This window comes from Oceanobacillus zhaokaii, from assembly GCF_003352005.1.
Lineage (GTDB): Bacteria > Bacillota > Bacilli > Bacillales > Amphibacillaceae > Oceanobacillus > Oceanobacillus zhaokaii.
In genome coordinates this window covers 1,347,949-1,371,108 of record NZ_CP024848.1, presented here as the reverse complement: position 1 = coordinate 1,371,108, position 23,160 = coordinate 1,347,949, and the positions used below count along the sequence as shown (strand labels likewise).

General features: G+C 38.0%; 18 protein-coding genes, 1 tRNA gene and 1 riboswitch. Of the genes, 3 read left to right on the top strand and 16 right to left on the bottom strand.

Annotated elements, in window-relative coordinates:
- Window positions 1-77: 77 nt before the first annotated feature.
- From trmL to CUC15_RS06905, 4 genes are all read right to left on the bottom strand, one after another.
- Window positions 78-551, bottom strand: coding sequence for a tRNA (uridine(34)/cytosine(34)/5-carboxymethylaminomethyluridine(34)-2'-O)-methyltransferase TrmL (trmL, locus tag CUC15_RS06920; protein WP_114915953.1), 474 nt, complete (start codon window positions 549-551; stop codon window positions 78-80).
- 47 nt (window positions 552-598) lie between these two features.
- Window positions 599-1,447, bottom strand: a complete 849-nt coding sequence (locus tag CUC15_RS06915) for an amidase domain-containing protein (RefSeq protein ID WP_114915952.1) — start codon at window positions 1,445-1,447, stop codon at window positions 599-601.
- A gap of 50 nt (window positions 1,448-1,497) precedes the next feature.
- Window positions 1,498-2,649: a tRNA epoxyqueuosine(34) reductase QueG gene (queG, locus tag CUC15_RS06910; RefSeq protein ID WP_114915951.1), complete on the bottom strand. Its 1,152-nt coding sequence runs from the start codon at window positions 2,647-2,649 to the stop codon at window positions 1,498-1,500.
- A 148-nt stretch (window positions 2,650-2,797) separates the two neighbouring features.
- Window positions 2,798-2,871, bottom strand: a tRNA-Gly gene (locus CUC15_RS06905).
- Between the two features lie 629 nt (window positions 2,872-3,500).
- On the opposite strand from CUC15_RS06905, the gene dat reads away from it, so the two are divergent.
- The 3 genes from dat to CUC15_RS06890 all read left to right on the top strand — a co-directional run bounded on the left by dat (window position 3,501) and on the right by CUC15_RS06890 (window position 7,127).
- Complete coding sequence (gene dat, locus CUC15_RS06900) at window positions 3,501-4,376, top strand: D-amino-acid transaminase (protein WP_114915950.1); 876 nt, start codon at window positions 3,501-3,503, stop codon at window positions 4,374-4,376.
- A 141-nt stretch (window positions 4,377-4,517) separates the two neighbouring features.
- The gene (locus tag CUC15_RS06895) at window positions 4,518-5,024 is read left to right on the top strand and encodes a DNA topology modulation protein (protein ID WP_114915949.1); all 507 of its coding nucleotides are present in this window, start codon (window positions 4,518-4,520) and stop codon (window positions 5,022-5,024) included.
- Window positions 5,025-5,123: 99 nt separating this feature from the next.
- A complete protein-coding gene (locus tag CUC15_RS06890) occupies window positions 5,124-7,127 on the top strand; it encodes a S9 family peptidase (RefSeq protein ID WP_114915948.1) in 2,004 nt (667 codons plus the stop codon).
- 86 nt (window positions 7,128-7,213) lie between these two features.
- Here the strand turns inward: CUC15_RS06890 and carB are convergent, their stop codons facing one another.
- The 12 genes from carB to CUC15_RS06830 all read right to left on the bottom strand — a co-directional run bounded on the left by carB (window position 7,214) and on the right by CUC15_RS06830 (window position 23,159).
- Window positions 7,214-10,444 (bottom strand): carbamoyl-phosphate synthase (glutamine-hydrolyzing) large subunit, encoded by a 3,231-nt coding sequence (gene carB / locus CUC15_RS06885; RefSeq protein WP_114915947.1) that lies wholly within the window; start codon window positions 10,442-10,444, stop codon window positions 7,214-7,216.
- A 39-nt stretch (window positions 10,445-10,483) separates the two neighbouring features.
- The gene (locus CUC15_RS06880; protein ID WP_114915946.1) at window positions 10,484-11,683 is read right to left on the bottom strand and encodes an acetylornithine transaminase; all 1,200 of its coding nucleotides are present in this window, start codon (window positions 11,681-11,683) and stop codon (window positions 10,484-10,486) included.
- Window positions 11,676-12,476 carry an acetylglutamate kinase gene (argB, locus tag CUC15_RS06875; protein ID WP_114915945.1) on the bottom strand — a complete coding sequence of 267 codons (801 nt, stop codon included), beginning with the start codon at window positions 12,474-12,476 and terminating at the stop codon, window positions 11,676-11,678. Before argB ends, CUC15_RS06880 begins: the two co-directional genes overlap by 8 nt.
- A gap of 10 nt (window positions 12,477-12,486) precedes the next feature.
- Window positions 12,487-13,713, bottom strand: coding sequence for a bifunctional ornithine acetyltransferase/N-acetylglutamate synthase (argJ, locus tag CUC15_RS06870; RefSeq protein ID WP_114915944.1), 1,227 nt, complete (start codon window positions 13,711-13,713; stop codon window positions 12,487-12,489).
- A gap of 16 nt (window positions 13,714-13,729) precedes the next feature.
- Entirely contained in the window at window positions 13,730-14,779 is a 1,050-nt protein-coding gene (gene argC, locus CUC15_RS06865; protein WP_341457196.1) for an N-acetyl-gamma-glutamyl-phosphate reductase, read from the bottom strand.
- A gap of 191 nt (window positions 14,780-14,970) precedes the next feature.
- On the bottom strand, window positions 14,971-15,582 hold the full coding sequence (gene thiT, locus CUC15_RS06860) for an energy-coupled thiamine transporter ThiT (RefSeq protein ID WP_114915942.1): 612 nt from the start codon (window positions 15,580-15,582) through the stop codon (window positions 14,971-14,973).
- Between the two features lie 133 nt (window positions 15,583-15,715).
- Window positions 15,716-15,820: riboswitch (TPP riboswitch) on the bottom strand.
- Between the two features lie 82 nt (window positions 15,821-15,902).
- The gene (locus CUC15_RS06855) at window positions 15,903-16,865 is read right to left on the bottom strand and encodes an alpha/beta hydrolase (RefSeq protein WP_114915941.1); all 963 of its coding nucleotides are present in this window, start codon (window positions 16,863-16,865) and stop codon (window positions 15,903-15,905) included.
- Between the two features lie 736 nt (window positions 16,866-17,601).
- Complete coding sequence (locus tag CUC15_RS06850; RefSeq protein WP_114915940.1) at window positions 17,602-18,717, bottom strand: ABC transporter permease; 1,116 nt, start codon at window positions 18,715-18,717, stop codon at window positions 17,602-17,604.
- Complete coding sequence (locus tag CUC15_RS06845) at window positions 18,714-19,976, bottom strand: ABC transporter permease (protein WP_114915939.1); 1,263 nt, start codon at window positions 19,974-19,976, stop codon at window positions 18,714-18,716. Before CUC15_RS06845 ends, CUC15_RS06850 begins: the two co-directional genes overlap by 4 nt.
- 12 nt (window positions 19,977-19,988) lie before the next feature.
- Window positions 19,989-20,921, bottom strand: a complete 933-nt coding sequence (locus CUC15_RS06840) for an ABC transporter ATP-binding protein (protein WP_114915938.1) — start codon at window positions 20,919-20,921, stop codon at window positions 19,989-19,991.
- 515 nt (window positions 20,922-21,436) lie between these two features.
- On the bottom strand, window positions 21,437-22,072 hold the full coding sequence (locus CUC15_RS06835; RefSeq protein ID WP_114915937.1) for a response regulator transcription factor: 636 nt from the start codon (window positions 22,070-22,072) through the stop codon (window positions 21,437-21,439).
- A gap of 1 nt (window position 22,073) precedes the next feature.
- Window positions 22,074-23,159, bottom strand: a complete 1,086-nt coding sequence (locus tag CUC15_RS06830; protein ID WP_114915936.1) for a sensor histidine kinase — start codon at window positions 23,157-23,159, stop codon at window positions 22,074-22,076.
- Window position 23,160 lies beyond the last annotated feature (1 nt).

Genomic DNA, 23,160 nt, shown 5'->3' with positions numbered 1-23,160 from the left:
TACTTATACTGATAAATACTGCTAATCCTCATCCTAGTCTTGTATAGAAGCAACATCTTCCAAAAGGAGCCTTCTATTTAACGAAGGGTAGGGAATCCTTGTTGGCGAAGTGCTTCGTATAGAATGATTGCGGCGGTATTCGACAGATTAAGCGATCGGACTTTATCATTCATATGAATCCTGAGACATTTATCCTCTTTCCCAATTAATAAATCTTTCGGTATCCCTGTTGTTTCCTTACCGAACACAAAAAATATATCCCGCTCCTGATTACTAAAATCATAATCAGTATAATGCTTTGTACCAAAATTTTCTATATAATAGAATTCACCGTTTGGATAGAGTTGATATAACTCCTGAATTGAAGCATATTCCTTAACATCTACATTTTTCCAATAATCCAATCCAGCCCGACGAAGCATTTTATCATCAGTCGAAAAACCAAGTGGATGGATTAAGTGTAAAGTAGTATCAGTTGCTAGACAAGTTCTCCCAATGTTACCAGTATTAGCTGGAATCTCTGGTTGATATAATACGACATGTAAACTCACTTTTATTCATTCTCCTAACCAATATCAATTCAACTATTATTATATCACTACTCCCCACCAATCCTAAAAAATTTATATTGGATATTCGGTGTCCACGCAGTAGAATCCTCGTACGACCAATAACGATGCCTGCTATTATCGGTATGTGCATTCACTAACGGCATCCCGAAAGCATCTTTTGCTACAACAATCGTATTATGATTCCAATGCCCATCGCCTTCAAAGTCATAGCAAATAACATCTCCTGGGATTAGTTCCTCTGCACGCATCATTTCTTTTGCCTGCATTCTTTCTGCAGATCCACTCAAATACCACCTTAAGGAATGAGCAACGGCCCAGCTATAGCTCCAGCTATCCCCACCATACCACCAACCACGCCCCCTAACTCTTGCACCATGCATTGGCACCCCACCAGCAAATAAACATTGTGAGATGAAATTCGTACAGTCAACCGTAAATTTATGATACTTGGGATTATAGTCATTCCACCAGCGCTCTGCGTACTTAACTGCTGCTAGGCGATCATATGAAAAACGCGCATTATTTACTTCTATTTGCATCTCTGAAAAACTGCTCTGCCCTTTTTCTGCTTCTTTCTCTTCTATTTTGTTATGTTCTATTAATTGATTTCTCCAATCGGTAGTAAATTGATATGGAATCACCTGTTCCTCCATATGAAAATGGTTATCCTGTTTAATTAAATAAGTAAGATGAAGCAGATATTGTTCTTGATGCTTATGATCAAAGCTTAGCTTTCGAAATATTCTTCCCTTCCCCTCGATGCGAACAATCTCTGCCCCTCTTTCTTCCCATAATGCTTTCTTTCGCTTCCACCAATTATCCTCATTCGCTTCCTGACTAAAGAAATTCAGCCAAAAGGCTTTTATTTTTTCCATGAAAAATCCCCTCCATATCAAGTATATGGAGGGGATGCTTGACCTAAGTTCTATTTTTTCATCATTTCTTGTCCTTCTTTAAAATCTAAACCTTTTCTCATTTCAAATAATACTTGTTCGTCCTGCTCAGTTTCGAGTGCTGCTTGAATTGCTTCGAAAGCTTCATCCGTTCCGATTTTCCCAAGCGACCATGCGGCCGTTCCACGAATAACAGGTCTCGGATCATCCTGCATCACAGTTATCATTTCTTTAACCGCAGTTTTATCTTTATAATGACCGAGCCCAATTAATGCATTTCTTTGAAGTGGCTTTTTCCCACGCCATGATCCCGAAATATGGCCAAAAGTCTCCTTGAACTCTCGATTGGACATTTTTAACATTGGTCTCAGTCTTGGCTTTGCAATATCATGCTCTGGTTCAAATTCCGGTGTTGTATGAAAATCTATCCCTTTATTGCGCGGACATACCTGCTGACACGTGTCACAGCCATAAACACGGTTACCAATTTTTGTACGGAATTCATCAGGAAGAAAATCCTTTGTTTGGGTAAGGAAGGCAATGCAGCGCTGCGCATTCAGTTGTCCACCTTGAATTAGTGCTCCTGTTGGGCAAGCATCCATACACTTCGTACATTCTCCGCAACTATCCTCAATTGGATCATCAGGTATAAACGGGATATTAGTAATCAACTCACCCAGATAGACAAACGATCCAAATTCAGGCGTTATGATTGATGTGTTTTTTCCACTAAAACCAATACCGGCGCGTTCTGCAACCGCCCTATCAGATAGCTCGCCAGTATCAACCATTACTTTATTTTTTGCATCTGGAATCTTTTCCATTATGAAAGCTGCAAGTTTCTCCAATCGCTCCTTCATGACAACATGATAATCGATTCCCCAAGAAGCCCTCGCGAAGATACCACGGCGCTCTTCCTTAGTACTTCTCGGTGCATCTTTCATTCTGGAAGGGTAGGCGATCGCAATTGATATAATGGACTGCGCCTCAGGAAGCAATCGTACCGGCTCTGTTCTTTCTTCTATTGAACCTTTTTCAAATCCTGATTGATAGTTTAATTCTTGCTGACGTCTTAACCGTTCTCGTAGCTCACCAAATACATCTGCAGTTGTAAAACCGATTTTGTCAATTCCGATTTTCTTTGAATAATCGATTAACTCCTGTTTAAGCTCTGCGGTACGCATGATGATCCTCTCCTTCCAGCCAAGTTATCTATAGTATTTTTACCTTTAATTTATAACATTAACCTAGCATATGCATATAATAATAGGAAATAATAAAAACGCAACACTTCGTAGACTAAGTACGAAATACTGCGTTAAGACATATGTATGGAGCGGGTGAAGGGAATCGAACCCTCATCATCAGCTTGGAAGGCTGAGGTTTTACCACTAAACTACACCCGCATCATATTTGATTAAAATAACGTTGTAAATTTGATGACAAGAAATAGTATAACAGATTAATATCTTGAAATCAAGAGTCTTTTTAAAAAAATTAATAGTAGGCTCTTATCTATAAACTAGTTGCTTATATTGAGAAACTAAGTTGTCACTTATACAGCAAAAAGTATTACTCTTATTTATAGCTAGGTAATAGTTGATATAAAGTATTAACTAGAAATTTTTTTGCTTTACAAGAGTCTCCATTCCTTGTGCTAATTCAATTAGATCATTAGTAGGGTTGCCATATCTAGTTTCTACACTATCCCCAGCGGAAGAAATACACGAAGACTCCTGCGGGAAGAAGAGCCTAGGTGAGACTACGAAGTGCGATAGCGCGAGTAGGCTCACCAGCTCCCCTAAGGTGCGCGAAGTGTATTTCTGGAGCGACTGGCCTGAGAGTAGCCCACATCGCAAGTAGTTCGCAGTTTATATCTAATTAGCAATAAACATAGGAATGAACCACTTTGAAAGTTACTTTCACACAGGAAATAAAGAATGAACTAACAGATTAATCGAGATAAACTAATCATTTACAATATTAAGTAATCAAGATAAACTATACTTACGGTTTTTAAGGAGGGTGTTCATGCATGTCTGTTTATCCAATAATTATGACACAGTCAAAATTTATCCATCAAGACCATTTATCCTATCCTTTCGAGGAAAGAGGTTTACAATTTGGTGATGGAATTTATGAAGTAATACGAATTTACAATGGAAAATATTATCTGTTTGAGGAACATGTCGATCGATTATTTCGCTCAGCAGCTGCAATAAAAATCAATCTGCCTTTTTCAAAGGATGAGCTATCTAACCTATTACTCCAATTATTAGATAAAAATAAAATGAAAACAAATGGTAAAGTTTATATGCAAGTAACAAGAGGTTCTGCACCAAGGGATCATGTCTTCCCCATTGATGTACTACCCAATATCTATGCGTATATCGAAGACTTGCCAAGAAAGTTAGAAAATCTGAGAAATGGTGTTAACGCAATTACCGAACGAGATATTCGCTGGGAAAATTGCTATATTAAGAGTTTAAATCTCCTACCAAATGTATTAGCCAAGCAAGCAGCGAAGGAAAACGGCTGCTACGAAGCAATTTTACACAAGGACGGATTAGTCACAGAATGTAGTTCTTCAAATGTTTACCTCGTTAAAGATGGTGAAATTTATACGCATCCAACAACAAATAATATCTTGTATGGCTGTGTTAGAATGGCGATTGAAAGATTTGCCCGCGAACTTAATATCCCCTTCCATGAGGATGGATTCACAGTTGAAGATATTGGAATGGCTGATGAACTCTTTTTATCAAGCAGTACTTCGGAAATCATGCCAATTGTGAAAGTCGATAATACACAAATCAGCAATGGAAAACCCGGAAAAGTAACAAAGCTGTTACAAGCTGCATATGAAAAAGACGCCCTAATTAACGAAAATGAAGTAACACAAACAACTTGAAAATTAAAAGAGTGATTCTGAAAAAAGAGTCACTCTTTTTTGGTTGTTAAGAAAGTACACAATATGGCAACTAAGGCCGTCACCGAAAAGCTTGATTAAACCTTAGTTTTCTAAAATTGACGGAATGGAAGGTCACTGACTATGAGAAAAATTTTAATACTTGGCGGCAGTGGTGCAGGAAAATCTACATTAGCAAAAAATCTGGGATCAATACTGAATATCCCTGTTTATCATCTCGATGCAATTCACTGGCAACCTGGCTGGCAACCCCTTGACAGAGAAAGCTTTATAACAAAACAAAGCAAAATCTTAGAAAAAGAGCGATGGATAATTGATGGGAATTACAGTGCGACGATTGATTCTCGGTTACATCCAGCAGATACAATAATTCTCCTGCATTATCGAACCATTCGCTACTTATATGGAATAATTAAGCGAAGAATCCAGTACCATAATAAAACAAGAACTGATATGGGCAAGGATTGTCCTGAAAAAATAGATTGGGAGTTTTTCAACTGGGTAATGCGATTTAATCAGAATCAAACTCCTTTAATCTATCAGAAGCTAAATCAGTTTCAGGACAAAACCATCCTAATCTTTCATTCTCCAAGTCAATTAGAGCAATTCTTAATGCAATTAAAGAATTAGAAAGAATATGCTGCTCTATTTTCATATTTGCAAATAAATTGATTCGAGAGTCGAAACAGTTTAGAATAATGTAAAGTTCTGATTGTTAGGGGGATTTAAATGACGAATAGTAGACGGCCAATGAAAGCAGAGGATTTAACTAGACTAGAAGTATTTAGTGACCCACATTTCACTCCAGACGGGAAAGCGTATACATATGTATCAACGATTATTAATGAAAATAATGAATATGAGGCTAATTTATTTTTTCAAAATGTAAATGAAACAAATAGGAAGCAATGGACATTTGGTCATCATAGAAACAGTAACTTAACATTTTCTCCAGATGGGAAAACCGCTGTGTTCCAATCCAATCGCAGCGGACTATCCCAGCTTTGGCTCATTCATACTGATGGCGGTGAAGCACGGCAGCTTACAACATTTAAATATGGAGCGAGTAACCCAATATGGTCGAAAGATGGGAAGCAAATTCTCTTTAGTGCTTTACTTGAAAAAGATGATGATATTCAGAATCAAAAGGAGCTGTCAAAAGAAGAACAACAACAAGAGCTTGAGAAGAAAAGGAATGAACCGCTTTTCGTCAATCGTCTGCAATATAAATCAAACGGAAAAGGATTTCATGATGATAAACGTACCCAAATAATCCTTCTTGATATCGAGAAAGAATTGTATACACAACTCACTACCGCTGACGAAGACCATCGTCTCCAAGATATTTCACCTGATGGGGAAAAGTTACTTTTTACTGCAAACTTAAATCCCGGTGCTGACTATGAAAATACAATTGATTTATTCCTTTTCAATATTTCTACTAAAAAGCTATCGAAATTAACAGATAGTAAAGGAATATACTACAATGCCAGATTCTCTCCAAGCGGAAATAAAATATCCAGTTTTGGTCATGAGTATCAATATGATGGTGCCACACTAAGTGAAATCTTTGTTTTTGATATTGCAACTGGTGAACGGACATGTCTTAGTGATTCATGGGATATCGAACTTGGAGATGCAATGGCCGGTGATACAAGATTAGGTAAATCAACTAATGGTCCGATCTGGTCCAAAAATGAGGACAAACTGTTCTTTCTCGCTACCGACTTTGGTGCAACTGGACTTTATCTAGTTACACTCGAACATGAGTTAACCGTACTTTATAAAAATGATAATCATGTGTTTGGATTTTCTTATGATAGGAACTCCGAATCATTCATTTTAGGTATTAGTACGCCTACAAATCCTTGTAACTTCTATAAACTAGGAAAGGACTTAGATTTAACTAGATTGACCAATGCGAATGCAGCATTTCTCGAAGAAGTTGCAGTCACGGATCCAGAAACCATTACGATACCTACTAAAGATGGATGGAAAATTCAAGGCTGGATTCTCAAACCATACGAATTTGACGAGAACAAGAAATACCCGTTAATTTTGGAAGTGCACGGTGGTCCACATGCCATGTATGGGCAGACATTTTTCCATGAGCTTCAATTACTTGCAGCAAAGGGTTATGTCGTGCTGTATACAAATCCTCGGGGAAGTCATGGTTATGGACAAAAATTTGTTGATGCTGTCCGATCGGACTATGGTGGACGTGACTATGAAGACTTAATGGATGCAGTCGATTATGTACTGGATCATTATCCTTATATTAATGAAAATCGACTCGGTGTCACAGGTGGGAGTTATGGTGGCTTTATGACAAACTGGATTGTTGGTCATACAGATCGATTTAAAGCAGCCGTAACACAGCGCTCTATTTCTAATTGGTTGAGCTTTTATGGCGTAAGTGATATTGGCTACTTTTTTACGAAATGGGAGCTCGGCTATGATTTATTAGAAAATCCTGCAAAATTATGGGACTTTTCTCCTTTGAAATTTGCTGACAAAGTGGAAACTCCGCTATTAATTTTGCATGGAGAATTGGATTATCGTTGCCCAATTGAACAAGGTGAACAGTTATTTATCGCCTTAAAGCATTTACGAAAAGATGTGGAATTCGTTCGCTTCCCTGGAGCAGATCACGAGTTGAGCCGGAGTGGTGATCCAAACATGAGAATTGCAAGATTAGAGCAAATCTGTCGCTGGTTTAATAAATATTTATAGCCAGTCAAAATGGACTGGGGATAGAATCCAGTTTCCCGATATTAAAAAGCGAGGGGCTTCACCCTCGCTTTTTTACATCCATTTTATTAGCTTTTCACAGTAACTTGGCTTAGATATTCTTGGATTGACAAAGGAACTTCATCTACATTATTTAGCTGGCAGTCCATCATCGCTTGTAATGTTTCTAAACTAGTAAAGTATGGAGTTTGGTATCTGACTGACAACTCGCGTATATAGAACCCGATTTTTTCTTTTTCCCTGCCTTGGTTAGGAATATTCAATACAATATCAGGAGCTTTCTCCTGCCAATGGTGCTGTAAATCTGCTTTATTTTTCAGCATTGTACTCGTATGAATTCCATTTTCCGCTAAAAATCCTGCAGTCCCTTCTGTTGCAGTGATATTGGATCCGAGTTTGACAAATTCACGAAGCAGCTCAAGACTAGCTTGTTTCATCCGGTCTGAAATCGAGACGAATAATTGAATAGGCTCATTTCTGTTTTCCTTAATAATACCAATATACGAGGCTACCTTTTTCAACGCTTGATTTTTTGTCCATCCTAATCCTATTATTTCTCCGGTTGATTTCATTTCAGGCCCTAGGACATGGTCAACACCCTTTAATTTACTCGCTGAGAAAATTGGTGCTTTGATTGTTACGTAATTTGGTTCTGGTAATAAATCTCTATCCGCAGTAATTTCACTTATTGGTGTACCAAGCTGGGTCTTAACTGCCCATTCTATAATTGGAATACCAGTAACTTTACTCATAAGAGGAACAGTTCTTGATGAACGAGGATTTACCTCGAGAACATAAATGATATCTTGATGGATGACAAATTGAATGTTCATTATGCCGACAATTGGCACTGCACCGCTAATCTTAGATGCCATCTCGACCATTTGCTCCTTCATCTGCTCTGTAATCGTAATTGGGGGAAATACGCTGATACTATCTCCCGAATGGACACCAGCTCTTTCAATATGCTCCATTATTCCAGGAATGACAATATTAGTGCCATCACTAATTACATCCATTTCGCACTCTAAGCCTGGCAGATATGAATCGATCAATAATGGCCAGCAATGATTAAATGTATCTTTTTGAATTCGCTGCACATAGCTTCTTAATTCTTCTTCCTTATTACAGATGAACATCGACTGTCCACCAATTACATAGGATGGGCGAATGAGTACAGGAAATCCTAATTCCTTAATTGAAGTAGTCAGTTCTTCCGGATTATGAACAATTCTTCCATTAATATGAGGGATTTCTAACTTCTCCAGCACTTCATAAAACTGTTCTCTATCCTCCATTTGATCAATCTGTTCTGGCGTGGTTCCATAAATATGAATTCCTTCCGTTTTTAAATCATTTGCTAAATTAATTGCAGTTTGTCCGCCGAATTGAATGAGCACACCAGCAACCTTTTCCTTTTCAATAACATTGAGCACATCTTCAATTGCTAATGGTTCAAAGTATAAATGATCCGCAATATTATAATCTGTACTGACTGTTTCTGGATTATTGTTAATAATTACAGCCTCATACCCTAGCTTTTTCACTGTTTGGGCAGCGTGGACCGAGCAATAATCAAACTCAATTCCTTGGCCAATGCGGATAGGTCCAGACCCGAGAACAAGTATTTTTGGACGTGCAGGCTCTACTTGTATTTCACTTTCTCCCTGCCATGTTGAATAATAGTAGGAATGAATCGTATCCGTTCCGCTTACACCTGATTTTACTTCCTTATATACAGGATTCAACTCTATTTCTTTATAATATTTCCGCAAATTGCTCGCCGTCGTCCCAATCAAAGCCGATATCCGCTCATCACTAATATTTAAACTTTTCGCTTCCAATAGCTTTTCTTTAGAAACAGCTGGCCAATCAAGCTGCTGCAGAGACTTTTCACAAGCAATAATTCCTGCTATCTTTTCTAAAAACCAAGCGTCTATTTCCGTGTAGCGCTGTATTTCTTCCATATTCATATCCCGATTAAATGCTTCGCCAATCGCAAACAGCCGCAAATCATTAGGTTTCTTTAAAAGCTCAATAATTGCTGCTGATGTTAGCTCCGTCATCCCTGGCCAGCTTAAACTTGTAACATTCATTTCCAAGGATCGAATCGCTTTGTTTAATGCCCCTGCAAAGGTAAGATCCATCGCCATGACTTCCCCAGTCGCTTTCATTTGTGTACCTAGCGTCCGGTCTGCTTCTGTAAATTTGTCGAATGGGAATCGTGGAAGTTTAACGACAACATAGTCTAATTTTGGTTCGAAGGTTGCATACGTTTCCCCTGAAATTGGATTTATCATATCATGAAGATAATGGCCGATTGCACATTTCGCTGTAATCCGGGCAATCGGATATCCAGTTGCTTTGGATGCTAGTGCCGAGGAACGGCTTACCCTTGGATTCACTTCAATAATACAATAATCATTTGTTTCTGGGTGTAATGCAAATTGAATATTACATCCACCAACGATTTCTAACGCTCGAATTACTTTAAGCGAGGCAGCGCGTAATAACTGATATTGTTCATCTGATAAGGTTTGAGAGGGGGCAACGACAATCGAATCGCCTGTGTGGACACCAACAGAATCCACATTTTCCATATCGCAAACAATCACACATGTATCAGCCGCATCGCGAATCACTTCAAATTCGATTTCCTTCCATCCTTTAATACTTTTTTCAACTAAAACTTGGTGAATCGGACTCAACTGAATTGCATTATCTAGTAAATTGATAAACTCTTCCTCATTATAGGCAAATCCACCACCTTCCCCACCTAATGTGTAAGCAGGACGAAGAATAACTGGATAGCCAATTTCTTCAATAAATGTCAATCCATCCTGAATTGATTCTACAACCTTTGATTCGGCAATCGGCTCTTCGATTGCAATCATCAGCTGACGGAATTTATCCCTGTCTTCACCATTTTGAATAGCCGAAACAGAAGTGCCAAGCAGCTCGACATTATATTTTTCTAAAATACCTTGTTCATCTAGTTTGATCGTTAAATTTAAAGCTGTTTGCCCACCTAAGCTGCCGATCATCCCATCTGGTCTTTCTTTTGCAATAATTTTCTCTAAAGCAGGAATATCAAGTGGCTCCATATAGACATAATCCGCAACACTCGTGTCTGTCATGATTGTTGCTGGATTATTATTGACGAGAACAACTTCTATTCCTTCTTCTTTTAAAGCTAAACATGCTTGTGTACCGGCATAGTCGAATTCAGCTGCCTGGCCGATTACAATTGGTCCAGAACCAATCACAAGCACCTTGTTCAAATTCTTATGTTCTCCCATTGTTGTAGTCCCTCCCTTTACTTAATCAAAAATTAGAGCTTATATACTCGTTTGACTATCATTTTCGATTAGTAATTCTTGAAAAGCAGCAATAAATTGCTCTAGCTCTTCTTTTGTTGTCGTTAATGGTGGTAAAATTCGTAATACATTTTCTCCAGCTGATAATACAAGGATTCCTTTCTCTCTAAACTTAGCTATCCAGTTTCCCGTAGCATCAGTCATTTGTACACCAATTAATAGACCTAGACCCCGAATCTCTTCGATACTAGAATATGATTCTTGCAATTTCTTTAAGCTAGTTATGAGCCATTCCGATTTTCTTCCAACATCTGATAGAAACTCTTCTTCCAATAAGGTTTCGATTGTTGCTATTCCTGCAGTCATTGCAATTGGATTGCCTCCAAATGTACTACCATGTGTTCCCGGTTGGAATGATTCAGCTACCGGCTCTTTTACGACCAATGCACCAATTGCGATTCCTGAGCCCAGACCTTTTGCTAAAGTCATAACATCCGGCTCAATTCCATATTGTTCATAGGAAAATAATGAACCTGTTCTGCCGATTCCGGTTTGTATCTCATCTACCATCAATAAAATATCATGCTGTTTACAAATTGTTTCAAGCTGCTTAATCCAAGAAATATCAACTGGGTTGACCCCACCTTCCCCTTGAACAAGTTCGAGCAGTACTGCAGCAGTTTTTCCGTTATCAATTTCTTTAAGAGCGTTTGAATCATTCAAAGTTAAATAGCGAAAACCAGGTGTCAATGGGGTAAACCCTTCATGGATTTTTGTTTGTGCTGTTGCAGCCATTGTCGATCCAGTTCGCCCATGAAACGAATGACTAAAAGTAACAATTTCAACCCGCTTCCCGTTTCCATGATCTTTAGCATACTTCTTCGCAATTTTTATTGCTGCCTCATTCGCCTCTGCACCACTATTACAGAAAAATGCTTTTTCAAAGCAGCTATTATCGACTAGCAATTGTGCTAATTCTTGTTGAGCAGGAATTTCAAAAAGGTTAGAACAATGCCAAAGAAGGTCCAACTGATTTTTAACTTTTACTTGTACATATTCTGGAACATGACCTAAATTACATGTCGCAATACCAGATGTATAATCCAAATATTGTGCTCCATTATCAGACCAAACATAACTCCCTTTCCCCTTCACAATTGTGATTGGAAATCGATTATACGTATTCATGACTGCTGATGTTGTATGCAAAGTTTCAGACATGATAGAACTCCTCTTTAATTATTTTGGTTCCTACTTCTTCACCCTGAATATATCTCTTTAAATCGGTTGGTGAGAGACCATTAATAATTACCGATTCCTCTACTCCTCCAGCCAATCCTTGTAAAGCAGAACGAACCTTTGGAATCATTCCGCCATGGATTACACCAGCAGTGATTAATGCTTCTATCTTTGTTTCGGTAAGCTGTTTATGGATGATTGATTCATTGTTAACATCTTCCATCACCCCAGGGATGTCACTGATTAAAACTAGGTTCCCTTTTATTGCACTCGCAACAGCTGCTGCAGCAATATCACCATTTATATTATAATGTTGCCCTTTAGCATCAATACCAATTGGTGAAATAACAGGAATGGAGCCATGATTCATGAGATGTGTGAGTAACGATGTATTGACATTGATCACCTTTCCGACATAGCCCATTTTTCCTGTTTCATCTATAGGTTCAGTCTGCAATAGGGAATTATCGACTCCACTAATCCCAATTGCCGCGGTGCCCGCCTTTAGCAGATCAGTGACGATTTTCTTATTGATTGAACCGCTCATAACCATTTCTGCGACATTTAATACTTCTTTCGTCGTCACACGTAATCCATCAATAAATGTACTTTCCACTTGCATCCGTTTTAATGTTTGATTTATTTCTGGCCCACCACCATGAACGATAATTGGCTCGCATTGTCCTGATCGTTTTAGTTCGACCAATATTTTATAGAATGATTCAGGCAGCTTCGCCATAATACTTCCACCAAGTTTTAAAACAATTACATTCATGCTGATCACCTCATGTTCGGTAAGAAGCATTTATTTTTACATAATCATAGGTTAAATCGCATCCCCATGCAGTTGCTTCCCCTATTCCATTTTGTAAATCGACATTTAACAAAACCGTTTCCTTTTCCAAGTAGCGCTTTCCATCAGCTTCATCGAAATCTACTGGACAACCATCCCTCACGACCTCAATATCTCCAAGTGAGACACATATTTTATCTGGATTAATCGGTTGCTCACTATATCCTATCGCAGTGATGATTCTCCCCCAATTTGGATCTGCACCATATACTGCCGTCTTCACTAAATTAGAAGAAATAATTGCTTTTGCCACCTGCTTCGCCGCAAGTTCTGATGGTGCTCCCTTTACATTTGCCTCAATTAATTTAGTAGCACCTTCGCCATCACCTGCAATTGACTTGGATAAACCCTCACTAACCATTTGTAAAGCTTGTAAAAAGAGCAACCACTTCGGATGCGCTTCATTTAATGGCTCATTTTTTTGCTGCCCATTTGCCATGACCAGCACCATATCATTTGTACTGCTATCTCCATCGACCGTAATCATGTTAAATGACTTATCGACTACAGTACGTAACGCATTTTGTAAACTATCAGCTTCAACTGCAGCGTCAGTGGTAATAAAGCCGAGCATCGTCGCCATATTTGGGTGGATCATTCCCGATCCCTTTGCTGCGCCACCTATTGTAATCGTTTTTCCATCAATCTCTAATTGTACTGCGATATGCTTTGTAACAGTATCCGTTGTTAAAATCGCCTCTTCAAAATTCTCTACGCCTTCATGATCCGGGTTGCCAATTGACTGGATCCCGGTACGTATTTTATCCATTGGCAAGGAAACGCCAATAACACCAGTTGATGCTACAGCAACATGCTTTAGGTCCACTCCCATTTTCTTCGCAGCCAGTTCCTGCATTTCTAATGCATCTAATAAACCTTGCTTACCCGTAAATGAATTCGCATTTCCCGAATTGACAACTACTGTCTGAATTTCCTTGCTTTTATTAATGCATTCCTTCGTTATCTTTAGTGGTGCTGCTTGAAAGGCATTTAATGTGTAAACTCCTGCTGTTGTCGCGGGATTTTCTGAGTGAATCCAGCCAAAATCTAATTTTTTTCTTCTTATTCCACAATGCAGCCCACCTGCGGAAAATCCTTTCGGCATTGTGATATGCCCATCTTCTATTTTTAAAATAGCTTTCGCCTCCGTTGCAATCATCTGGGGTCCCCTTTCTTTATGGAAAAATAGGAATAGCATCTAATCCTTCTGTTATTTCCCATCCATTCATTAAATTTGCGTTTTGGATAGCCTGCCCTGCTGCACCTTTTACGAGATTGTCAATTGCAGAGGCGATGATTAGCTGATTCGTCCTCTCATCGACATGCAAACCAATATCGCAAAAATTACTGCCATAAACATCCTTCGTTGTAGGAAAAATCCCAATTTCCTTAATTCGGACAAATGGATGATTCTCATAATAGATTTGATATTGATGGATAACCTCTTCCGTTGTTATGTCCCTTGCTAGTTCAGCATATATTGTACAAATCAAGCCACGCGTCATCGGAATCAGATGGGTGGTAAATGTGGTAGAAATAGTTTCCTGCGCTAACTCTGATAAGGTTTGATCAATTTCAGGTATATGTTGATGTTTACCGATTTTATATGGCGTAATATTTTCATTCGTCTCAGAAAAATGTGTCGTTGCTGTTGGCGTTCTTCCAGCACCAGATACAGCCGTTTTTCCGTCAATAACAATATGATTCGGAGTAATTACTTTCTGCTCTATTGCAGGGATTAGCCCAAGCAAAGCAGATGTCGGAAAGCAACCTGGATTCGAAATAATTTTTGCTTCTTTTACTTGTTCTTGATAAATTTCTGACAATCCATAAACAGCCTGATTTAATATTTCCTGTGGCGCGGCTTCTTTCCCATACCATTTTTCATATTGCTCCTTCGAGTGAAGACGTAAATCCCCTGATAAATCGATGCATTGTACGCTTGAGTGTGCAAATTTTGGAATAAGATCCTTCGCTACACCAGCCGGCGTTGCAAAAAATATAAGATCAACCTCTTCTATCAAGCTTGTAATCTTTAACTTTTCCATTGGTTCCTCAACAAATCCGGTCAAATGTGGATAAACAGATGTAATATGCTCGCCAAACTGTGAATGTGAAATGATTTTTTTCACTTGCAGATGCTTATGAGTATGAAGTAATCGAATTAGTTCAATTGCGCCATATCCTGTTCCACCTATAATTGCTGCGTTTTTCAATCGCCCCATCTCCCCTCTCAGTATTTTCGAATTATTCATTATTATAAATTCACAAGTATCTTTTTGCAAGTATATTTATAAAATAATATTAATATTTATGCATATTTAATTAAGTTTTACTGCTATATTATGCATATACAATGAATAAAAATTGTTTGGATTACTCATTTTTCCTAATCTCATAAAAAAAGAAGGCAATCCTATGCCCTCTTTTTACTCTCATTTAGTGATTCACTCAGTATTTGATTGTTTACTTTCCGTAATACAAGTCTTGGTGCAGCATTAATTAAAATTACTAGCACAATCGCACAAAGAACAGCAGCACCTAGCATTGTAGCCCCGTTAACGATAAAAGAGTATAAATACGGCGACATCCCCTCTGGTGCATAACTTCCCCAGAAAATCACACCAGCGATAAAATGCCAAAAATACCGAGCAATACTGCCGACAAAGACAGCGAGAATGATCAAAGAAACAGCTCTTTTCTTCAATCCACCCTGTAATGCAGATTGAATAGCTTTATAAAATAAGCCTGCAAACCCAACAAAAGCAAAGGCAATGAAATATTCAATCAAAAATTGAGAAATCGTTAGAACATAAACATCACCTGTTACTACCTGCAGTAATCCCCAAAGGAATCCTGAAATTAGGCCACCCTTAATCCCCCAGCGTATTGCCATAATAAAAATCGGTATCATAGCAATCGAAATTGATACAGCAGGTGTTAACCGAATGGAAGGCAGCAAGTCTAGTATAAGTGCAAATACTGCTAAAAAAGACGCCTCAATCATCATAATAAGATTTCTGTTCATAAAAAAATTTCCCCTTTGATTAATTGAAACCACGGGAGAACATAAAAAATAAGAATGAATTCATTGGTAGAGATTTCTCACTACATAAGTGCAACTAGGGATGTCACCTAAAAGCTTGTTAACATCCAAGTTTTCTAATATTCATCCACATCCCTACGCTAGAATTAACTAACAGGTTCAAAGGGTTAAAGTGAATATTTCCACTCAATCTCAGCAATATGCTCCCCCTGTGGTTCGTTTCATATTTAAATGTCCAAATGATTGTAGCTCAACTTATCTAATATTACAAGCAAATCGAAATTCTTATATTTTCACATATATTAATCTACTACATATTTAGTTAGAAATTGACTTAACTTCTTAACATATGTATCGTGAGCGATAACAATTGATTCACCATGACTTGCTCCATCAACGAGCAGAAGCTCAGCATCACTAGCTGTATTTTCATATAGTTCCTTTGCCATTTCTGCCGGTACAAATGCATCTTCACTGCCATGAATGTATAATATTGGTACAGTTGCCTTTTTCACTTGATCCAGTGCTGAAGCTTCTTTTAAGGTATATCCTGCTTTGAATTTCGTTACTAGCCCAGTTGTAGGAATGATTGGGACTTTCGGTAAGTGAAACATCCGCTCAAGCTGGTAACCAAATAAATCAGCTACGTTTGTATATGGGCTATCAGCCACAACTGCTTTTACATTACTAGGAAGTTCTTCACCACTTGTCATTAACACTGTTGCAGCCCCCATGGAGACGCCATGTAAAACAATTTCTGTTTTAGGTCCTAGCTCCTCAATAATCCGATTTATCCAGCCTAAATAATCTAATCGATCATGCCAGCCGAAGCCAATATAGTCCCCTTCACTTTGGCCATGGCCCCGAAGATCCGCAGTAAACATATTGTAACCTAGTTCTTCATAATAATATTGACCAAACAATGCCATATCTCTTGCACTTCCTAGATATCCATGAGCGAAGACGACCGTTTTATTTGTCGGTGCATCTGCTTCCAAATAATATCCTTGTAGATTCAAGCCATCGTACGATTCCATTTCCCATTGCTCAAAATCTTGATTAGCAGCCCATGACCGCCAGTCTCCATCAATAAATACATCCATCGCCTCAGCTGAAACTTCCAAATCTGCATTGCCAATAAGAAATTCTTTAACATTCCGGTCAATTGCTAGATTATAAAAGAAATAACCCGCACCAATATCTAAAATAAGAAGAAGACTAAGAATGACTATTCCTAGCCTTATCCATAACTTATTTTTCTTCACAAATTAGCCACTCCCTTATAATGCATGCTCAAAAAGGAGGATAAAAAGGACTGAGAAGTTCGAGACGGCGTAGCTTAGAGGAACGGAACGTATGCTTTAAATACGTGAGTATCCGAAAAGCAAGCCAACGAAGAAATTCGATGTGTCATTTTTACCGGACTTTTTGAACATCCCCTTATATCTCTAGTTCTATTATACTAGAAAATATAGTAGAGAAAAGGTAAATTGTGATGGTAGATTATAGAAGTTTCTGTTTCATAGCAGCAGTATTCTAATAAGACTCATAATGTATCGTTTATTGTTAGTATACATAAGTGCAAACTAAGTTAGGAGAGCAATTGCTCACTGGCCGGTCGCTCCGAAAATACACTACGCTGGTTTTGTATGTCTACCGCAATTATCCAGTTCTTATAAGCTGGAGTGACTGCGCTCTATTACGGCTGTTGATTGTAGCGAGGAACAGGAGACTCCTCGAAAATATAGAACGATTTTCCAACGAATATGTAACGCTGCCGAAGCATTCCTTGTCCCGTGGGAATAGCAACGGCTGAAGATCCAACGGAAGCGGTTTTCTTCCGATGGAGCAGACCGCGTTGCTCGCGGAAGCGACTTTCCGCTAACTACAATCAGCATTGCGCCTAGTTCGCACTTTAAATCAAATAATAAGTAACGATCCAACACTCGATAAAAGCGATAACCATTTAGATAAGGGCCTTTGATGTCAAATAGTGAATTATTATATATGCCTTTTTTCCATCAAATGAATACCAACACCAATAAATACTACACCCATTATAAGTAGAATGCTAATTGGAAATAAAAGCTCTTCTAATGGATACTGATAAACAACAGCCCCGTTTAGCATTTCCATCCCATACGTAACTGGATTCACCTTAGATAACCCAAGTAAAAGCTTCGATTCAACAATCTCAATTGGCCAATATGCACCACCGATCATAGCTGAGCTTACCGCAATTATCGGAAGGATTGCATTAAACTGTGCCACCGTTTTAACAATCGCTGTTAATAAAATAGATAGGGCAACAATTGCGAATACATACGTCATCATCAGTAGCAAGGTCTCGATAAATCTCCCGTGAAAATCAACACCAACAACAAAGCGGAAGACAGAAAAGATAATAACCACTTGCAAATATCCTACAAGGAAACTGTAAACTAAATTTGCTATATACATTTCCCATTTCTTCACTGGGGATAAAATGACGCGATCCCATATTCCTTCCTTTTTCTCAACTAGAATCGGTAATACATTGTATGCAATCGTGTATATAACGAAGAACAGTGTAAATCCAAACATCGTGTGAATCGTAATGTCAGAGATAAAGGCATCTGTTCCTCTAAAGCTGCTCGACTCAATTGCAAACACTGGCGATTCCAGTGATAACTGCAGCTCATCTAATACGGCTTCTTTCTCTGCCACTGTAGTTGCACCCGAAGCATCAACTATTTGTTCAAATTGTGCCTTCTTTGCATATGCATCTTCAATCGTTTGTTCCATTATTTTACTAGTAGGCGTTTCAACACCAACAATTATCCGGAAGTCATTTTCATGCAATGCTACTCCTACTTCTGCTTTATTACTAGATAGTTTATCAATTACTTCCTCTTCGGTTAACCATTCAAAATTGTATGCATCTGTATCATCAAGTATATCGCCAATGACTGAGTTCTTGATCGAATCACTCGTTGTATAAACTGGAATTGTAATAGCTGTATATGCACCGGTACCACCAATGATCCATGCAAAACCAATGGACATCGCCGTCATGATGATAAATACCCAAGGATTACGAATAAACATTTTAATTTTCGCTTGGAAAATACCAATCATACTGTCGACCCCCTTTTCGGAAAACTAAATGCAGCAACTATGGTTAATACAATAGCAAAGCTTACTAAGAATAGAAGGTGACTAGAAATGTCCATGATACTATCCCCTCTTAAAATCGCTAAGTAAGCACCCATTGCCGCACCATTTGGAGTCAAATCACCTAGTACTTGCACGAATGATGATAATTCACCAATCGCAAAGAAGCTTCCACCTAAAGTGGCGAACAGCGTCACTACAATACTTGTGAAAAAGTTTGTAATCATTTCTGAATTTATCCGGTAACATATTGCAGTTAGTAGGACAGATAAGCCGCCGACTGCGATAGCAAAGGCTAATGAAATGACAAGAAAAGCTATAAGATCAGGCCAAATAACACCGTAGAATACTCTAGAAAATCCAAAGATAATCAGTAGATGGAAGAAGCTGATGATTGTACCCGAAAGAAAAACACCAATAAAATAAGTCCATCGTGATACATTGGCAAGTATGATTCGATTAAATACACGGCTTTTTTTCTCCTGAAATGCAAACGTTCCAATTGTCGATGCAATAAATAGAACATTCATTACAGCCATTCCAATCGCATAATAGTTTTTGGAGGAAATCGGTTTCTCTTGGTTTATCGAGACAATTTCACCAAAAGGTTGATCAGCAATCTGACTCTCCTGTTGGTCCAATCCATTTTCGCTGATAAAGCGGCCAATCGTAAACTTTTCTTGGTATTGCTCTAACATACCTTGAACAATACTAGAACTAAATGCTCCTTCATTTTGATATATCTTTAATAATGGCTGAACTCCCTCTGAGAACATCATATAAGTTAACATATCATACGTAAAACCTTTAGGTACTTCGATCACTGCGGTATAGGAATCATCAGTAAGCAGCACTTCTAAATCTTCAGCAGCTGCGATATCAAGCTCGATTACATCCTTTACCGTCTCATTGCCAAAAACAGATTGTTTGAGCAGTTGAATTGGTGCTACTTGAGCAATATTTAATTGAATTTGCTGAACAACTTTGGCAGGTAATTCTTTCTGCTCGACGTCCTTCATAAACTGTTCAATCTGTTCTTCCTCATTTTCTTCCTCTATGAGTACTACCTTCAAATCAAATTTTACTGCCCCACCTTCCATAAAACTAGCTAATGCTGTTCCTAGAATAGCAATTAAAATTAATGGTAAACCAATTAATAGAAGGAGTTGTACTGGGCTTCGCAGTAATAATAACAGCTGTTTTTTGACGATTTGAGCAATCATCTTCACTCCCCCTTAATCTCTTAATGCTCTACCTGTTAGTTGAAGAAATACATCTTCAAGTGTAGGTGTTTTAATATCGACTGAGCTCAGCTCAACTTCTGTAGCCTCTGCCATTTTGATTAACATTGGAAATATATTAATCTCTTTCGGCACCATAATGGTAATCTCTTTTTCTTCGCTAATAACGCGATTAACCGTTGGACTCTGCTTCAGTTGATTTATGAATGCTTCACTCCAATGCTCTGCCTTAATCGAAATGGTCTTCTCAGCTGATAATATTCGTTTAATTTCATCCTTTGTTCCTGAAGCAATCATATTTCCCTTATCCATGATATAAATTCGGTCGCAAAGGTACTCTACTTCCTCCATATAATGACTCGTATAGATTACGGTCATTTGTTTCTCTTCATTGAGTCTCTTCACGGTTTCCAATATATAATTTCGTGATTGAGGATCAATCCCTACTGTTGGTTCATCCATAATAATTAACTCTGGTTCGTGTAGCATTGCAACTCCAATATTTAGTCTGCGCTTCATTCCCCCAGAAAAAGTCTTGACGATGTCCTTCCGACGATCTGTTAACCCGATTTGCTCTAACACTTCATCGACTTTTCGTTTCAGTGCCACACCTTTTAATCGGTATATTTTCCCAAAGAAGTGTAAATTCTCCTCTGCCGTTAAATCCTCATACAGGGCAATTTCCTGTGGAACGACACCAATTACTTTCCGTAATGGTGCTGGATTTCTAATGATGCTTTTATTATTAAATCGTACATCACCATCAGTTGGTTCAACTAGCGATGAAAGCATTGATATTGCGGTTGACTTTCCTGCACCATTTGGACCTAGCAGGCCAACGATTTCTCCTTTTTCAATGAACATATTCAAATTTTTCACTGCATACATCTGTTTAAATTTCTTGGACAAATCTACTAACTCAAGCAAATAATCCCCTCCCCGGTTAGTTATAGTTTACGATGAATCACTCATCATGCATACTGACTAGAGTCATGAAACATTTGTGTGCGATATGACCTAAGTCATTTTTTCTTGATGAACAGAGCTGTTTTTAAAAAGAATTTTTCTTAATGTTTTCTGCAATTTATAGATAGACTTCGGACTAGTGTACTGTGTCGAGTGCTCTCGGGCCATTCGCTGCAGAAATACACTTCGCGCACCTTAGGGGAGCTGGCGAGCCTTCCCACAGGAGTCTACGTGTATTTCTTCCGCTGGGGTTGGAGGAGTCATTTATAAGAGAGTGACTTACCACTGACAAACGATGTTATTTGAAGTAAAGAAATGTAACCTTTTGAGTGATTCAGCTTCTCTAAAGATCTGAAATCAAAATTTTCGCTAGTCCGCATTTTACATCAACTTATCACTATTATCCATTTCGTATAAAAGAGCAAAACCTCCTCACCGAAATGAGGAGGTTTTGCTACTATGTCATGAGTATATTTTTAATTCCCAATATCATATTTCACAGCATAGATTGCTAATTGTGTCCGATCGCGCAATCCTATTTTTTGCAAAATCGTTGTTAAATAATTTTTTACCGTGCCGATTGATAAAAAAACCTCTTCTGCAATTTCCTTATTCGTTTTTCCTTCACCAATTAGTCTTGTTATTGCTATTTCCTTTGGTGTAAGCTCGATAGCCATCTGTGGTTTATTGGTAGATTGCAATAGTCGTGGCATTACTTTCGCAGCTACTTCATCGTGAATCGTTAATCCGCCATTCATACAGCTATATACTGCTTCGATTAATTTCCTCGGTTCCGATGTTTTTAATAAAAAGCCATTTGCTCCTTCTTTTAGGGCATTTAATGCATATTCGTCATCATTAAAAGTAGTTAATATTAAGATTTTAATATTTGGCCATTGCTTTTTAATTTTTCTCGTTGCTTCTATTCCATTCATTTCAGGCATTCTGATATCCATCATAATAAAATCAATTAGATGTTTTTCTAAAATTCCTATTGCTTCCCGCCCGTTTTCTGCCTGATGGGTGACTGTTATATTTTCGTCTTGTTCTAAGATGACCTTTAATCCCTGTCTCACAATTGGCTGATCTTCAACTAATAATACGCGCCACATGTTACTCCTCCTCACTTGGAATACTACCTGCAACAACAAATTCATTTACAGTTTGATAGATAGTAAGTGTCCCCTTTACTCCATCAATCCGCTGCTTCATATTTGTTAAACCAAAACCATATGTAAAAGGAATAGGATCAAACACAGTATTCGTAATTTCAAAAGAAATGTCTCCTGTTGCTGTTTTCCCTAAGATAACCTGTATTTCTCTTGAGCCTGCATGACGCATCGCATTTGTTAAAGATTCTTGAATAACCCGGTAGAGTGCAACGCTTTTATCATTTGACATCGGCACAGACAAAACTCCTTGTTTCATTGTAAACTGCACAAGTATGTGACTCTCCGCTTCAAGCTTACGAATCAGATGAACAATCGTCGCAATTCCTTCATTCTCTTCTGTTTGTAGTGCCTTTACTGCTTGTCTTGTTTCTTCTAGACTTTCCTTTGCCATTTCCTTTAATTCACTATAGCTATTATGTGTGTCTTGAATTGTTAATATTTCTAACTTCATTATTAATGCCGTTAACCGATGTCCAACCGAGTCGTGAATATCACGAGCAATTTTTGTCCGTTCTTCCAGTCTGGCATTATTTTCAGTTGTAAGATTCATCCGTTTTAAATTCCGATACTCCCCACGTAACTGCTCATAAATCTCCGCCTGCTCCCTTCTCTCCTCTGTCATTCTGCTAATTGTGATGATTAGAAAATCTAAACACCCAATCATAATGAGCCTTTCAAGACTTACTTCGTCACGAATAAATAATAGGATAAAGGCTAAAACCATCGTAACAACAGAATATCTAACCAACTGTTTCTCTTTTAAACGAAAACTAGCATCAATCAATATATATAGAATTACGATCACACTTAGCATTGCATCATTAGTATTTAAAATTCCATGAACGAATAAAATGGAGACTAATGAAAGATACAATATTAAAAGAAACTTATGAATGGATAAAAGGAAGTAAATCCCCATACTCAAAGCAAAAAGAATAATACTTACAGCTACTTGTTTACTATCCATTATAAGAACAAAAATCCATAATATACTAAAAATCGTAAAGCGACACCAAAATAATTTCATA